This is a genomic window from Rossellomorea vietnamensis, from assembly GCF_008180415.1.
GTDB lineage: Bacteria > Bacillota > Bacilli > Bacillales > Bacillaceae_B > Rossellomorea > Rossellomorea vietnamensis_C.
In genome coordinates, this window is record NZ_VTEI01000002.1 from 302,596 (window position 1) to 318,897 (window position 16,302).

General features: G+C 41.0%; 13 protein-coding genes. 2 read left to right on the top strand and 11 right to left on the bottom strand.

Going from position 1 to position 16,302, the window contains the following annotated elements:
• Nucleotides 1-244: 244 nt before the first annotated feature.
• From FZC78_RS04100 to FZC78_RS04115, 4 genes are all read right to left on the bottom strand, one after another.
• Nucleotides 245-760, bottom strand: a complete 516-nt coding sequence (locus FZC78_RS04100) for a YhcN/YlaJ family sporulation lipoprotein (RefSeq protein WP_148938383.1) — start codon at nt 758-760, stop codon at nt 245-247.
• A 156-nt stretch (nt 761-916) separates the two neighbouring features.
• Nucleotides 917-3,160 (bottom strand): poly(ethylene terephthalate) hydrolase family protein, encoded by a 2,244-nt coding sequence (locus FZC78_RS04105; RefSeq protein WP_187444793.1) that lies wholly within the window; start codon nt 3,158-3,160, stop codon nt 917-919.
• 812 nt (nt 3,161-3,972) lie between these two features.
• Nucleotides 3,973-5,910, bottom strand: a complete 1,938-nt coding sequence (locus tag FZC78_RS04110) for an endonuclease MutS2 (RefSeq protein WP_148938385.1) — start codon at nt 5,908-5,910, stop codon at nt 3,973-3,975.
• A 524-nt stretch (nt 5,911-6,434) separates the two neighbouring features.
• On the bottom strand, nt 6,435-6,713 hold the full coding sequence (locus FZC78_RS04115; RefSeq protein ID WP_148938386.1) for a YkvA family protein: 279 nt from the start codon (nt 6,711-6,713) through the stop codon (nt 6,435-6,437).
• 247 nt (nt 6,714-6,960) lie between these two features.
• On the opposite strand from FZC78_RS04115, the gene FZC78_RS04120 reads away from it, so the two are divergent.
• Complete coding sequence (locus FZC78_RS04120) at nt 6,961-8,559, top strand: ABC-F family ATP-binding cassette domain-containing protein (protein WP_148938387.1); 1,599 nt, start codon at nt 6,961-6,963, stop codon at nt 8,557-8,559.
• A 241-nt stretch (nt 8,560-8,800) separates the two neighbouring features.
• On the opposite strand, the gene recQ is transcribed toward FZC78_RS04120, so the two are convergent.
• The 7 genes from recQ to FZC78_RS04150 form a co-directional block, all read right to left on the bottom strand.
• On the bottom strand, nt 8,801-10,912 hold the full coding sequence (gene recQ, locus FZC78_RS04125; protein ID WP_148938388.1) for a DNA helicase RecQ: 2,112 nt from the start codon (nt 10,910-10,912) through the stop codon (nt 8,801-8,803).
• Between the two features lie 245 nt (nt 10,913-11,157).
• Nucleotides 11,158-11,319: a hypothetical protein gene (locus FZC78_RS23455; RefSeq protein WP_187444794.1), complete on the bottom strand. Its 162-nt coding sequence runs from the start codon at nt 11,317-11,319 to the stop codon at nt 11,158-11,160.
• Between the two features lie 105 nt (nt 11,320-11,424).
• The gene (locus FZC78_RS04130; RefSeq protein WP_148938389.1) at nt 11,425-12,366 is read right to left on the bottom strand and encodes a nucleoside hydrolase; all 942 of its coding nucleotides are present in this window, start codon (nt 12,364-12,366) and stop codon (nt 11,425-11,427) included.
• 393 nt (nt 12,367-12,759) lie between these two features.
• Nucleotides 12,760-12,963 (bottom strand): cold-shock protein, encoded by a 204-nt coding sequence (locus FZC78_RS04135; RefSeq protein ID WP_148938390.1) that lies wholly within the window; start codon nt 12,961-12,963, stop codon nt 12,760-12,762.
• Nucleotides 12,964-13,100: 137 nt separating this feature from the next.
• A complete protein-coding gene (locus FZC78_RS04140) occupies nt 13,101-13,301 on the bottom strand; it encodes a cold-shock protein (protein WP_148938391.1) in 201 nt (66 codons plus the stop codon).
• Nucleotides 13,302-13,472: 171 nt separating this feature from the next.
• A complete protein-coding gene (locus FZC78_RS24705; RefSeq protein WP_148938392.1) occupies nt 13,473-13,685 on the bottom strand; it encodes a YuzL family protein in 213 nt (70 codons plus the stop codon).
• Nucleotides 13,686-13,736: 51 nt separating this feature from the next.
• Nucleotides 13,737-14,504, bottom strand: a complete 768-nt coding sequence (locus FZC78_RS04150) for a hypothetical protein (RefSeq protein ID WP_148938393.1) — start codon at nt 14,502-14,504, stop codon at nt 13,737-13,739.
• Nucleotides 14,505-14,604: 100 nt separating this feature from the next.
• Between FZC78_RS04150 and FZC78_RS04155 the strand changes: the two genes are divergently transcribed.
• Nucleotides 14,605-16,125 (top strand): spore germination protein, encoded by a 1,521-nt coding sequence (locus tag FZC78_RS04155; RefSeq protein WP_148938394.1) that lies wholly within the window; start codon nt 14,605-14,607, stop codon nt 16,123-16,125.
• Nucleotides 16,126-16,302 lie beyond the last annotated feature (177 nt).

Sequence of the window (16,302 nt, forward strand, 5' to 3'; positions counted from 1 at the left end):
CAGAAGGCTGTTAAAACCTTTCAGCAAATTAATACTATTTCCGACAGATAGCGCCAATTTATTCATACCCTTGACTCACTGCTTATTGAATAGAAAAACTAAGAATAGAAATCGGCCTAAAAACTGTTAAATCAATAAAAACGCACGTTGAATTTGAGTTCAAGTGCGCTTTCATATGTGTTATTAGATACTCGCACCCCTAGAGTAGATTCGTTCACTTTTAGAGGGAAGGTTTTTATTTCTTCTATTGAGAATTCCGAAATAGATTGGAAGCTCTTTCTCCAATACGTTCTCCCAGGTCTTCTACAGGTCTTCCGCTATGGACAAGGTCGCGGTAGGTTTTCATGTCCCTGACTAAATCACGATCCTTTGTGACATAAACCTGCCGGATATTACTGTCCACACTTTTCACCGCTTCTTCCACCTGTTTTTGAAGATCAGCATCAAGCTTCTTTTCAAGCCGGTTCTCCAAAACTATTCCTGCATAAGCATCTGCACCATTGGAATATACATAAGCTCGTTCCACTTCATACAGCTTCATCACTTTGTTTGCCATCCGGTCTGTCATCCCATAGGCAGGGTCGGCTGGATTGGCATCACCATAGATATTATTGGATCCGTTGTTGGTCGTGTTATATTTGACCTGCTGCACTCCCATTCCACCGTCTTCCCCAACTTGTCCCAGGTTCTCATCGTTATTCAATGTGCATCCTGCCAGTAATATTATCAACACCTGCATTGAGCACAGTAATTTTTTCATATCCTGACCTCCTTTATCTTCTCCACCTAGAGTTCCCAAACCGGATTTAAAAAATACCGATCGGAAGTGAAATTACTAAAAAAGAGAAAGTGGGGCAAGTCAGGGGAACCGGCATACAATTCAAAGTAAAAAGGCAGGAGCCCGAGCTTCTGCCTTTTATTGATTACCATCCAACACACCAATTTCATCAAGGTAAATATGGCCTTTTGGTGTTTTATCAAACACAAATTCAATTGTAGATACCTTTTCAATTGGCAAATCAAATTTTTCAAAGGGAATCCTGAAGGTCTGTAGGACAGGTTCATGTGAATCTCCATATCGTGCCTTCTGATAAAACAATGTTTTACTTTGCTGTATATGGAGCGCAGGGGCAAGCTTTAAGGATTTCCCCAAAGAAATCTCCGAAGTTTCTCCACTTTCTGTTATGAGACGGATGGTGAAGTCGGAAGCTTCTTTCATGCTGCCCATGCTTGCAGCTGAAAAAGTGAAAACATCGTCTTCCGTGATAGCTGCCTTTTTAAAATATTCTTCAGAAAACTCCATTTGATATTTCCCGGGGTCGGAATAGCTGTCATCCCACTTAAGGTAAACTCCATGATTCCCTCTGTCGTCATTTTCTCTCGATTTCAGTACACCTTCACTCCAGTATTTAAGTCTGGAAGCCTTGAAGGTAACTCCCTCACTATAGCCGGTTGTTAAATCATAGTCGTTTTCAAAGTCATTGATCACCTGAAACCGGGCATCTCTATACCGATTGATATAGATGGTCTCCGGCAGCCAGTCAAGTGCATGGCTGTAATCCTGAAACATTGGTTTGTATTCTTCCTTGCCCTTCAGCGTGGCATCCAGAAATCCCGAAATATAGGTTTTGGCAATCTGCCTCTGCTCCTCCCCTTCAAGAAGAGGCTTTTTATTGATGAACAGGTTCATCGGTATTGACGTGTCGTTGTCGCCCCAAGAAGTGTTGAACTGTCCATGGTTGGCTCCATGAATATAAAGAGAAGATTTAAACCAATCACCATCCTTGCTGAATGTCAGTCCATCATATTGGCGGTCGCCGCTGTATTCAGAAACATCACTATCGTATGAGCCGTGAAGAAGCAGATAATTGACATCTTTGAGCTGGACAGGCTTATCTCCAAGTGTAAAATAATCGGTTGGTGCTATCGATATAACAGACTTGATTTTATAATCAAACCGAAAGGACACCATTCCATTATTCGGATAGCGGTCCAATTCATTGAACTCTGCAGCCACTGCGGCAGCCTGTCCTCCGCGGGAATGACCCAGCAAAGCAATATTCTTCATGTCAACTCTATTGAACAGTTCAGAACCTTCAGCCTCATTAAATTTTTCAAATTGATTCAGATGCTTTAACATCAGCCATGCCCTTGTACTTATTTCATTGTTCAAGCTGCCCGACCATGATGAAGTATTTAAAAAATTCTCATCCAAAGAAACGGCAATGTAACCCCTGCTTGCCAGAAGTTCTCCTAAATAGGCATAGCCTTCATCAGAAAAATCCTCCATAACATGATTGCCATGGACCATCAAAACAAGGGGAAACTTCCCTGGACCTTCAGGCATCCAAACCGTCCCATTCAACGGCAGCTCCGTCCGGTCAAACCCCCAGAACCATGTCCTGTATTTATTCCAGCCGCCTGTAATAAATGAAGCATTCACCGGATCTGTTTCATAATCTGCTTCATCTGCGAAATGCGGCCTCCTTTTATCCGTCCCGCTTCCATAGGTAAATGTGCGAAAATCATATCTTCCCTTTTTAGATGGATCCTCCACATTAAAGGATTTGGGTTCTGTCTCCACGGCTGCAGCCGGATATTTCTCCATTCCTGGAGACCATAACCACAAAGCGAATCCCGTGTAGCAAACGAGACCAAGCATAAGTGCAAGCAAGGAAGAGAACTTGGTTCTTTTAGACTTCCACCAGTAACCGATGGCTCCCCCGGCCAAAATACCGGTCCCAATGACCCCATAACTCAAAGGCAGAATTTGATATGCTGCTCTTACCTGCGTTAACAGGACGATCAAAAGAATGGCTGACGATAAGACAACAGCCAGAAATCGATTATTCATTTTTTTAACAAGCACAATAAAGGGGTATAAAATATACGGACTCAAAAGTGCCGCAAACAAACCAGGGATAAACACAATCAGAAAGTCAATAACAGGACCCAATCCTGTTTCCAAGCCGATACCAAAAAAAGCTGTAAAGAGTATCAGCATAAAAAAAGCTCCGGCAGCAGCACCCTTCCATGCCTTCCGGGAAGATTCCTCAACAGAATTCCAAGCGGAGTGAACATGCTTCTTCATACGCTGGATTGCGGATTTCTTTTTCTTTATTTCAATTGGTAGATCTACCTTTTTGTTCGGTTCCATCATACTGCCACCTTTTTTAATCCTCAACGCCATTATAACAAAATTCGCGCTCCATCACGGTTTAAAATTATGTAAATTTCCCCTGAGCGGCATCCAGGACCATTGGTTATTTTTTCGGAATATAACTCTAAAATTCACCCTGAAAGAAAAACGCTGCTCCCTCAAGAGAAAAGCTTTAATTGCAAGAAGGGTGTCGTTTCCACATCAGGTATTATAAAAGAGTCTAGGCTTCCGTTTAACAATCCCACTCCACTTGGGTGTTGCCTTATGGAATGGACTTTATAGCGAAATAGGCGTGTCGCTTCTTAATTGGGGGCCAGTGATAAAAATAAGGGAACTTTTTTCCCTTATTTCTTAATTCAAGCTCATTTCGAGGTAAATAGAGGAACATTTTTCCTTTATATGATAAAAAAGCACATTTTTTTAGTGGATTCAGTCAAAAAAGGGAACTTTTTTCCCCTATTTTAGCTTTTAACGATGTTTTTTAGTAAATAAGAGAACTTTTTTCCTCTATTTTCTATCTAATATACTGAACCACATGGATAAGTGCTGCCGGTCATTGGATTGATTCAGCATGTTTCTATCGGCTAGATGAAAAAGGACCCTTCCAGCTCCGATAGGCAATGACCCTAAAATCATTAAAGGATTATCAAGCAATGAAGTAAAGAGAGCAGCATATACGTTGCTTTCAAAAAAAAAGCCAACTTTTCTTCCTATTGAAGGAAGCTTAGTTGACTATTTCTTTGGTTATTACAGAAAGATTATAAAATTCGGTAGTTTTTCAGTACTTACCATAATGGCACAGCTTCTCTCCGTCATTTATGCTCATCATGATAAATCACTGTCTCTTCATCATGACGCCGGTTCATTTGATGGCTCTTTTTCCGATACTCTTTTGACTTGAAAACTATATCAAAGTCATAGTCTTTCGGGTATAACTCTTTTGCCGATATATAAAGCTCCAGCCGTTTATGGTTAACCTCTCTCTTTTCACCCTTTACCCAGACAGTGTAACTTCCCATTTTATCAGGTCCTTTTTCCACTATGCCTATTTCGCCTTCCGGGCTGACTTTCACATTGTCACCCATCACAAACTGAGGGAATTCTGTTTTGGGTGTTTCTTTTTCGATGCGCTCTCTCCTCGCATAGCGGTTGACAGCCACCTGTCTTTCTTGTTCTTTCCGCATATAATCATCATGTGAAACACCAGCGTATCTCCTGTTCTCTTTATATGTCACTCTATGGGCAGCCTCAATAATTTCAGGATGCATTCCTAACTTGAGAGCAATCGAGAATGCCTGGCTCTCGCCGCCTCTTCCCACGATAAGACGATAAGTTGGTTCCAGTGTCTCAAGATTGAACTCCATTGAACCATTGATGAATCCTTCTTCTCTGTCTGCAAAATCTTTTATTTCACTGTAATGAGTAGTCGCCAGCAATGTCGCTCCTTTGTCATACAATTTTTGCAGAATGGCGGTTGCGAGGCCCATTCCTTCTCCAGGATCTGTTCCAGAACCAAGCTCATCCAGAAGAATCAAACTTCTGTCATTGGCTTCTTGCAGTATTTCGATAATATTCTTCACATGAGAACTAAATGTGCTAAGATTTTGCTGCAGGTTTTGACCATCACCGATATCCAGGAGGATTTTCTGAAAAATGCTGATGTGACTGCCTTTTTCCACAGGAACATGGATACCGCATTGAGCCATAAGCGTGAGAAGCCCGACTGTTTTAATCGAAACTGTTTTTCCTCCCGTATTCGGGCCCGTGATGACCAGGGCGTGAAACTTCCCTCCCATTGCAATATTCAGGGGAACCGCATCTTTTCTTAAGAGAGGATGTCTTGCATTCTTTAAAGAGATATAGTGTGACTCGTTAAGTTCAACCGCATTACCGCCTTTAGCTCTGCTGTACTTGGCTTTGGCGAAGAGAAGGTCATAATTGATCATGATTTCGACTGCCAGTTTCAGTTCCTTTTCGTGCTGCTGCACCAGCCCTGTCAGATAAAGCAAGACACTCTCCACTTCAGATTCTTCCTCCATTTTCAGATACAACAGTTGATCTTGCTGTATACCTACTTCTTCAGGTTCGATATACAGGGTTGAGCCGGAAGCCGATGCATCGAGCACAGCTCCTTTTACCTTGCCTTTGTATTCTTTCTTGACAGGTATGACATAGCGCCCTGCTCTTTGACTGACGATGGCTTCTTGAATATACGTTTTATACTTATTGGATTTAAGCATACTGTTGACTTTTTCTTTAAGGCGTTCTTCCCTAATGCTGATTTGTTTCCTGACCTTAAGCAGTTCCTTTGAAGCATAGTCATCCACTTGGCCATTACGTATACAGCGGCTGATTTCCTCATATAAGCCTGGAAGGTCCTCTATCGAATAGACATAGGACGAGACTCTCGGGGCTACGAATTCTTTATCTTTCATGAACCTTTTTAATTTTTTGCAGCAATCCAGGAATAAAAGAAGCTTTTGAAACTGCACCGCTCTCAATGCCGTTCCTTTATTCATCCCACTAAGAATTATTTCAATTCCGTCGAGAGCATGAACCGGCACACTCTCACTTTTATTTAAAATCTCTACTGCTTCTGTGACTTCATCCAGCCAGGCAGCAATTTGCTTCTTATTAAAAGAAGGTGAAAGCGATGTGACAAGCCCTTTTCCTGAATCGGTTAGTGCATAGCTTGCTATCTCTTCTTTAATTCTTTGAAAGTCCAATTGTTTCAATGTATTTTCGTTCAACTTTTATTCCTCCATAATTAAATATTTTTTGTTTGCTGTTTTCTGGTCTAAGCGCTCTCTGAAATCTTTTTTAAGTCATTTACTGAATGTTACTTTTCAATCTATTTGGCCGCTAAAAATAATCTATTTAGTACTTATTTCATCCCATGGAATTCAACTAATCCGTAAAAACAACACAAAAAACCGTAATGAACAATGTCCATTACGGTTCTCGATATCATACAAAGGTCAGGTCTTCAGCAGTGAAAGATTACACAAAAAACTGTGCTTGATCGGACACAGTGCTGCAGACGAATGATTGCATGCTATGATCATTGTTCTTAACTTATCAGACATAAAGGCATACTTAAATACGCATTGAGAGACAGATATTTTTCTGCCCAGCCTTAATGAATGACCGTATAAAATTACGGATTAGTTAAGAACGACACCTAACATACAACATTTCCCCTTTTGAGAGATTCAATATTTACAACTACATAATATTCCAAATGAAGTGCAATTGTCAATCACTGATGCAAATTCTACAATTTGATATCATACTTGTTTTTCAGTTCTTCAGGTGCCATCTTGATCATCTGCTGAAGAATCAGCGTAAACACAGCGATATCATCCACTATTCCAAATATGACGAGCCAGTCAGGGATCAAATCGAATGGCAGCAGTATATAACCAAAGATCAAGCCTACAGACAATAACTTTTTCCACACCTTTACTGTTGGTGATTTGAAAAATGCCACCAAAAATGGAACTGACCTTCTGATGTTAAATAAAAATTTCAATCTGCTGATAAATCTGGTCAAAATTCCTTCCCTCCTTCTAGAACACTTACTATTTATATACCACATTTTGAAACGTTTATCTTTCTATTAGTCATATTCTTTTATTTCATATTATAATGTTTCTTCCCAGAACTGTCTCAACCGGCCTTAGATGAGGGTGACACCAGGTGAAAACAGTCTTATTTAAGCCAAATCCACTAATACATGTGAATTTATTCTCTGAACATGTTATAATCTCTTAGATATGATTGATGGAGGTAATTACTAAATGATTCAAGTATCAGATGTAAGTCTGCGTTTTGGTGACCGTAAATTATTTGAAGATGTAAATATAAAATTCACTGCTGGAAACTGTTACGGCCTTATTGGTGCGAATGGTGCCGGTAAATCCACTTTCCTAAAGATTCTTTCCGGTGAGATTGAATCTCAATCCGGCAATGTATCCATGACACCTGGAGAGCGGATGGCTGTCTTGAAACAGAACCACTTTGAGTATGAAGAACATGAAGTGTTGAAAGTAGTCATCATGGGCCATGCCCGTTTATATGAGGTAATGCAGGAAAAAGACGCTATCTATATGAAAGCTGACTTCTCTGATGAAGACGGCATGCGCGCAGCCGAACTTGAAGGCGAATTTGCTGAATTGAACGGCTGGGAAGCTGAGTCTGAAGCCGCAATCCTTTTAAAGGGACTAGGAATCAGCGAGGACCTTCATACGAAGAAAATGGAAGATTTAAATGGCGGGGACAAGGTAAAGGTCTTGCTTGCTCAGGCATTGTTTGGAAAACCAGAAGTTCTCCTTCTCGATGAGCCTACCAACCACTTGGATATCGCAGCCATTCAATGGCTTGAAGATTTCCTGATCAACTTCGAGAACACAGTTATCGTCGTATCCCATGACCGTCACTTCTTAAACAAAGTTTGTACCCATATCGCCGACCTTGATTTCGGAAAAATCCAGGTTTATGTCGGAAACTATGATTTCTGGTATGAATCCAGCCAGCTTGCTACAAGAATGGCGTCAGACCAGAACAAAAAGAAAGAAGAAAAAATCAAAGAACTTCAAGCATTCATTGCCCGTTTCAGTGCAAATGCTTCTAAATCCAAACAAGCGACTTCACGTAAGAAGCTATTGGACAAAATCACTCTGGATGATATCAGACCGTCATCACGCAAATACCCTTACGTCCACTTCAAACCAGAACGTGAAATCGGAAATGACCTTTTGAGAGTAGAAGGCATATCTAAAACGATTGATGGGGTCAAAGTTCTTGATAACGTAAGCTTCATCATGAATAAAGATGATAAGATTGCATTGGTCGGCAGTGATGAAATCGCAAAGACGACTCTGTTCAAAATTCTTGCAGGTGAAATGGAGCCTGACAGCGGTTCATACAAATGGGGAGTCACGACTTCACAAGCCTATTTCCCTAAAGATAACTCCGACTATTTTGAAGGAAACGAGCCTAACCTGGTCGAGTGGCTGAGACAGTACTCCCCTAACGATCAAAGTGAATCCTTCCTGCGAGGCTTCCTGGGCAGAATGCTGTTCTCTGGTGAAGAAGTTATGAAAAAGCCAAGTGTTCTTTCCGGTGGAGAAAAAGTCCGCTGCATGCTTTCGAAAATGATGCTGAGTGAAGCTAACGTTCTTCTTCTGGATGAACCGACGAACCACTTGGACCTCGAATCCATCACAGCGCTGAACAATGGCCTCGAAACCTTCAAAGGTTCCATGATTTTCTCATCTCATGACCATCAGTTCATTCAAACAATTGCTAACCGTATCATCAAGCTTGACTCTGAAGGCATCATCGACAAGCAGATGACCTATGACGAATTCCTTGAAACGACAGCGGTTAAAAATTAATAATTCCTATAAAAAAGCAGCCTTCCCCCGGGAAGCTGCTTTTTTGTTTAGTTATGTCAGTGACCATTCAGGAACATAAGAAAAATTGACTGGAATGAGTTCTGTTGAATTACCGAACTCACTCCAGCCAATCAGCCACATAATATAACTCTAAATTTCGTAGGGGCGGCAGCAGATACCATGTATTATTCGTTTTACTTTTTTTACTCCCCTGAAGTATAGCTGCAGCTTCTTACAGGATTTATTTTACAGACATGACCCGTTCATGAAGAAAAACCTTGATTTGAAAGTAGTCAATTTCATCAGGAAGCTCTTCCTTGATAGGTTTAAGCTTTTCTCCTCCTGTTTTTTCCACCGCAAGTTCAATGAGTTTTCGTTCTTTGTCAGAAATAAAAGCTTCGGTGTTTACTTCCATTCCCTCTTCAAAGCATTGCAGGATATGGTTCTGGACAGTGGTCAAAGACAAGTTTCGCTGTTCTGCTACCTCTGCCAATCCCAGCCCCTCTGCATACATTTTAAAAGTTGTTAAACTGGAGGACTCATCTGTTTTCCCCTTGCCTTCCTCAGCTTGGGTATTCTCTTCTTTATATTGAGATATCGCTTGAAGGAAGCGAGAACCATACTTTTCACTTTTGTGGGCGCCGACTCCTTTAACATCGAGAAAAGCGGTATTATTTTCAGGGAGCTTGCTGCACATGTCCCTGAGCGTTTGATCAGAAAAAATGACAAACGGAGGAACTCCTTCTGAGTCAGCCAGCTCTTTTCGTATTGCTCTTAGAATTCCAAACAGCTCATCGTCTTCTTGATGAGAAACTTTTTCTGCTCTCATGGTCTCTTTCCGCATCACTTTTTCTTTTCCCTGAAGGACACTCTTTCCTCTCTCATTAACCCTGAGTACTGGAAAAGTCCCACTCACCACTGTTATATATTCTTCAGAAATTAAAAAGTCGATGAACAAGCTGATCTCTTTTTGTTTCTGCTCTTTCATCAATCCGTAGGTGGAAAGTTTCTCAAATCCAAATTCTTTGATTTTCTTATTCTTTGAGCCAGCCAGGACCTGACTGACCAATGAATTACCAAATCTCTCGCCCATTCTGATCATGCAAGAAAGCACCATCTGTGTCTCTTTTGTCACATCGATTGCCTGACGATTGTCTGTACAATTGCTGCATTTCCCACACGGTGCTGCTCTTTCGTCACCGAAGTAGTGAAGGATGAATTCCTGCAGGCAGCCTTCTGTATGGCAGTAATCAACCATTTGCCTCAGCTTAAGAAGTTCCTGTGTATGGCGAGCAGGATCCTGAGAGTTTTGGGAAATCAGGAATCTCTGAATCTGCACATCCTGAGGAGAATAAAGCACAACACACTCACTTTCTCCACCATCACGGCCGGCTCTTCCTGCCTCCTGATAATAGCTTTCCATATTTTTCGGCAGCTGGTGATGAAGCACATATCGCACGTTTGATTTATTGATCCCCATCCCGAAGGCATTTGTTGCCACTATTACCTGCAGGTTGTCTTTCAGGAATTCTTCCTGCATCTCGTTACGCTGGACATCACTCATTCCTCCATGATACTTTCCCACTGAGAAACCCTGTTTGTTCAGTTTATTATATAGTGAGTCGACTTCTTTCCGTGTTGCAGCGTATATAATTCCCGATTCATTTTTATTCGCTTTGACATAGTTCATGGCATACTGGCTGCGGTCCTGGCCCTTGATGACTTTAAAAGAAAGATTCTCCCTTGAAAAGCCGGTGATATAGGTATTCTCATCCTGTATTTCAAGAGAGGCACAAATATCATTTTGCACCTGCGGAGTTGCGGTAGCTGTCAAGGCGAGAACAACCGGGTTACTCGGGAGTCCCTTCAAAAGGTCCTTGATTTTTAGATAGCTCGGACGGAAATCGTGGCCCCATTGAGATATACAGTGTGCCTCGTCTACCGCCACCAGAGGAATCGGCAGGTTTCGCAGGTATTGTACAAAATAGGGAGACTCCAATCTTTCCGGAGCAATATAAACCAGTTTATAAACCCCCAGTTCGGCCTCACTCAATCTTCTTTCAATCTCTGCATGAGTAAGGGAACTGTTTATAAAAGTTGCCGGAATACCGGTTTGGTTCAAGGCATCCACTTGATCCTTCATTAATGAAATCAAAGGGGAAACGACAAGTGTGATTCCTTCCAGAAGGAGTGCCGGAATTTGATAGCAAATGGATTTCCCTCCGCCTGTCGGCATGATTCCTGCAGTATTTTGGCCGAACAAGACACTTTGAATAATTTCATCCTGTCCTGTCCTGAAATTTTCGTACCCGAAATATTCTTTTAAATAATTTTTCGCATGATATATATTCATTGCGCAATAACTCCTTATTAAAACCAATAGGCTTGGTCCTATGCTTCTTACTTCCATTATAAACCCCATACACTCTGAGGTCGATGAAAGCCCCTGGTTTTACAAGGATTTTTTTTGCTTGGATGTTCCGGAGACAGTGTACTATTTTTCTGCATTAAGAATCTTTGTTTCTTATCAAATACAGCTGCTCCGGGCACAAAAAAAACCCATTGAATGCTCAACGGGTTTCCATTCTTTATGTCTTATCAAAACCAGCGGAAGCCGGGCTTTTCTTCTTTTTCTTCTTGTTCAACTTGTTCCTCTGCTTCTGCTGCAGGCACACCTCTCCAAAACACATCCCACACATTATGTTTTGGCTTTTCTTCGACAGCTTGCACTTCTTCTATATCAACATTTTTCTTTGACATGGAAATACCTCCTTTGAATTTCTTCCGGTTGTTGCCGTAAGGAAATCGACATTACATACTATTCAAAGAAAGGCACATCGTTTAGGCGGATTGCCCACTTTGTCATCAATTTTCTTTAATTTCCCCCATTAGGCGGCGCAGGACATTTTTAATGAAATCTTCATAATCGAAGTTAATATTGATGAAATGGTTTGCTTCTGGATTGTTCTCCATGTTCCTGAAATCTGCATAGGTGAATCCTTGAGTGAGTTTTTTGGTAGATATCTGCACGTTTTTTTGGACAATGGCTGTTTTATCTGGATTGGTCAATAAGTATAAGGTATAAAGATCATGTAAAGGCACCCCTTCCAAGCCGGGCTGCAAATTTTCATACGCTTTCTGATAATATTGAAAGATTGGCAGAAAGATCGATCGGAAAGGATTTTTACTATTTTCAGCCAACAGGCTGATATGTTCCTCTTTCAACTGTGCATATTGAGTTACATTTAGGGGAGCCAAATAGATTGGCAGACCGGATTCAAGGACAAAATTTGTGGCAGTCGGGTCACCATGAAAGTTCGCTTCCGCCACTGGGGTGACATTGCCGGGCACTAAGAAGGCACCGCCCATTAAATATACTTCTTCGATACTATCTTTAATGAAAGGGTAAAGGTTAAAGGAGAGGGCCATGGAGGTATTTCTCCCAATATCCACGAAGTAAAGGTCATCATGCTGTGAAGTGACTTCGAGGATATGGCTGAATGGTTTAGCTTCATAGGTAAAAGCGTCTGGTATTTCGATTGGACCGATTCCTTCTTCACCATGTATTTCAGGATAATAAGGCTCATATTCTCCTGTAAGCGGCTGAGATGCTCCAGTAATGACAGGGATGTCTTCCCTTCCTGCAATGTGCAGTATATATGCCGCATTTTCAGTGGCGTCTTCTTTACTGACATTTCCAAACCCAGTGACAATCGCCTTGACTTCTAACTCAGGGCTGCTTAAAGCATAAATGATCGCGAATGTGTCATCTATGCCAGGGTCTGCAAACAAAACAACTTTTTTCATTGAAAACACACCTTTCGAAAAACTTCATGATGATAGGGCTTATTCAAAGGCCGCTTTCGCAAAACCCCCCGGATACTAAGTTTTGCGTCTTTAATCTGAGGGTGCAGCCCTTTTCTTTCTTCATTATTTTCGGTTACTTATGGTGACATCTTACGCGTTTCATGTTAAATAGCAACAAGCTTACGAGAACAGCCTATTCAAAAGAGAAAAAATTCAGCCTTGAAATCAAGAGCTTTAGCTCTCTTTTCATCCTATTTACCATGGTATGCACGATTGCCGGGAGAGGCGCTTCAACACTTTAAAGGACCAAAAGGGACAGTTCCTCTTAGCCCAGTAAAGTAAAAAAGCAAATAAAAAACTTCCTACTGAATAGGAAGTTGAATGATCACGGTACTATTTAGTTGTTGGATGCGGGTTATCCACAACTTGAAGAACTTCTGATGAAGGGACCATTTCGCTTTTGCAAAGCGGACAGTGAGGTATTTCTTCACTCTTGAAGTTATCTCTCATCCAGCCTTTGCAGCCTTCAGATGAACATCTCCAAATCTTCGTATCTTCAGTTTTGATTTCTTCTTCATTTCTTCTTCCAAATGCCATCGTGTCATTACCTCCTTTGATATTATAAGACCGATTCCCGGCTGATGAAATGCCGCTTTTTAGACCGGTCTTACAAAAATAGCTACCCTCTTGCTGGTGGGGCAGCTATTTTTTAAGCATCAACGCACGCACTAAAATTATAATTTTACAACGTTAGCTGCTTGTGGTCCGCGGTTGCCTTCAACCACTTCGAACTCTACACGCTGACCTTCGTCAAGGGATTTAAAACCTTCACCAGTAATCGCACTGAAGTGTACGAATACATCGCTTTCGCCTTCAACTTCGATGAATCCGAAGCCCTTTTCTGCATTGAACCATTTTACTGTACCTTGTTTCATGAGTAGAAACCTCCAAGCAATAAAAAAAATTAATATGTTACTTTTTAAATATAAAAATTCACATATTATAAAAAGTACCAGCGAAGAAAGGCGATCACTTTTTATAATATGTGAATGGCTTTCGAGATTGCGGTGTTCCGTTATTAAATCTGATAATCCTATTATAGTACATTAATTGATTTTGTCAAATAAGTAAATGGGAATGCTTACCGGTTGAGACGGAGCAGGAGAGCCATCGCGACCCTCCTTTGCATTATTTCTTATTTTTTTCCTGGAAGAATCAGCTTTTATACCGCCTGGCAATTCACTTGTTGTGTTACCCTGCCCTTCAACCTGAGCTGATCCCAGACCTGTTTTAGATGGATCTTGTTTATTCTTTGCCATGTTTATCACCCCGTAGGTTAGTATGACAAAATAAACTGCATGCTATGTCTTTTATTTTTCGATTGGACTTCTCATCTGCCATCCATCAATAGAGAAGCCGCCCATTTTGTAAAGAACATGCTCACTCAGTCTTTCATACATTTCTGCCATTTGAGCAGCTTCAGTCATATTCATCGCTATTTGGAATAACCGGGAAAACTCCTCATCAGGAAAAGGGGGCTTCAAATATTTCTTAAGGTATCTCTTATCACTTAAATAAGCACCTATTTGATAGTAAGGAATCTGTTCCAGTGAAAGGAACCGGCAATATTGGCCAAATAGCAAATTTAAGGAGTTATGGTAAACAAACGCCATCCCTGCCTCTTCCTTCTCATGCATGTCCTGAAGGTTATCCAGGGTATCCCAAATGGCATACTTCATAAACTCCAATTCCGTATCACCGATTTCTGTAAACGGTTTTTTCAGCCATACACCTGCCTCTTCTTTCAATCCTGCCACGCTTCCCTCCTTATCCCAGAGAATTTCCCCTGTAGTGAATTGAACTGCTGCATGAGTAGTCCTGCTGTAATGATCTTCCTCAAAATACTTCCTTATTTGAACAGGGGGATTGCAGAAGTACTCGATAAGATAACCGTCCACAAATTCATTTCCCCTCTCCCTCCATTCCTTTCCTTCCTTTAGAATCAAGTGGACATCGATATCCGAACGTGCTGAAGGGTTTCCTGTAACAAAGCTTCCGCAGACCAATGCACCCGCAAGGTCGGATGCATACTGAAAATCATTCAAAAAACTTTCCAGTGCTTTTCTCCAATTCTGCATAATGATCACTGCTTTCTTTTACTGATTCCGTCAAAAAACGGTAATAATTCCACATTTCCAGGACAAAATACTAGAAAATATAGGTTAAGGATGTTTGGGCATGGTATTCAAATGGCGCGAAAAGAAAAGAAGAGAAGAAGAAAAATCAATAGCCCACAGCCTAAGCTTCGAAGGCTTGAAAGAAGAGATAAAAGACTCATTGAAACAAAGTGCGGATATCGCCTTTCATAAAATCGAAAAAGAAGATCACAGCATACTGATTATCTATTTAGAAAATATCATAAATACAGATCAACTTCATCAAAATATTATCAAACCACTGGAAAGAACTTCAGAAGAAATGGATCCCAGATCGATCGCAAACAATATTAATATCGGCAAAGTATCAATCACCAATAAACTCCTCGATATTACAGAGGCCATTTTAAACGGTAATGTGTACATTTATGGACAAGGCCAAGCCTGTGGTGTTCTTGCCAACATTGCAGAAAAAGCAACCCGTTCTCTTGAAAAAGCGGAAACCGAATCTCTTGTGTTCGGCCCTAAAGTAGCCTTTACAGAAGATATTTCTACCAATATGAATGTGATACGAACTAATATAAATGACCCGAATTTATGTGTAGAAGAATTCATACTCGGCTCAAGGGTAAAAACTAAAACCTATCTGATCTATATAAAAGATATTGCTGAACCGGAAAACGTAAACACCGTCAAACAAAGAATGAAAGATCTTGAAGTAGACAGCATCATAGACAGCTCTGTTCTGGCTCAAATGATAGAGGATAATTCATATACTGTTTTTCCTCAGCTCATTACTACAGAATTGCCTGACCGCTTCAGTATTTCGCTTTTGCATGGAAAACTGGGCATTCTTGTAGACAGAAGCCCTCAAGCCATCATAGGACCATCGACCTTTCTGAATTTCTTCGAATCAACAGAAGATCTATACATGAGATGGAATATGGGTACTTTTTTAAGAATGCTGCGCTTTACAGCCATCATGTTGTCTGTTTTACTGACACCAGCTTATGTATCCGTTCTTACTTATCACTATGAAGTCATTCCTTCTTCATTGCTGGTATCACTAGGTGAATCAAGATCAAAAGTACCTTTCCCCCCAGTGTTTGAGGCTCTGCTTCTGGAGTTCATCATTGAATTGCTTCGGGAAGCAGGTGCCCGGCTCCCTACAAAGGTCGGCCAGACAATGGGTATCGTGGGAGGTATCGTTATCGGGCAGGCAGCCGTTGAAGCTGGTTTCACAAGCAATATATTAATCATTATCATTGCTATCAGCGCCCTGGGCTCTTTTACTGCTCCCAGCTATGCCATTGGGACGGCTGTAAGGATCATCCGGTTTCCGATCATAATCTGCGCAGGGCTTTACGGCGGAGTTGGAATCGTATTTGCTTTTTCGTTTTTGTTGATTCATCTTTTAAAACTTACGACATTGGGGAGACCTTATCTATCTCCCATCTACCCGCTTACCATTTCTGACCTCAGATACAGTTTATTCAGGATGCCATTTCAGTATATGGGAAAAAGGCCTGAAGCTAACTCCCCTGTAGATTCTGAGAAGATGAAAGCCAGTAAAAAGGCTGAAAAGAAAGATGTTGACGAATAAACAACCCCTGCTTATAACAGGGCTGTATAGCCGGAAGGAATATACTTTAGCCTGTCACCAAAAAAATAACCATATATCACTTAAGAATCTGGAAATTACCAATAGAAAAGAGCTACTCTCTTCTCGATTAGAGAGAAAACTTTTTGTTTCCGGGGGAAAATCCGGCTCTTGGGATTT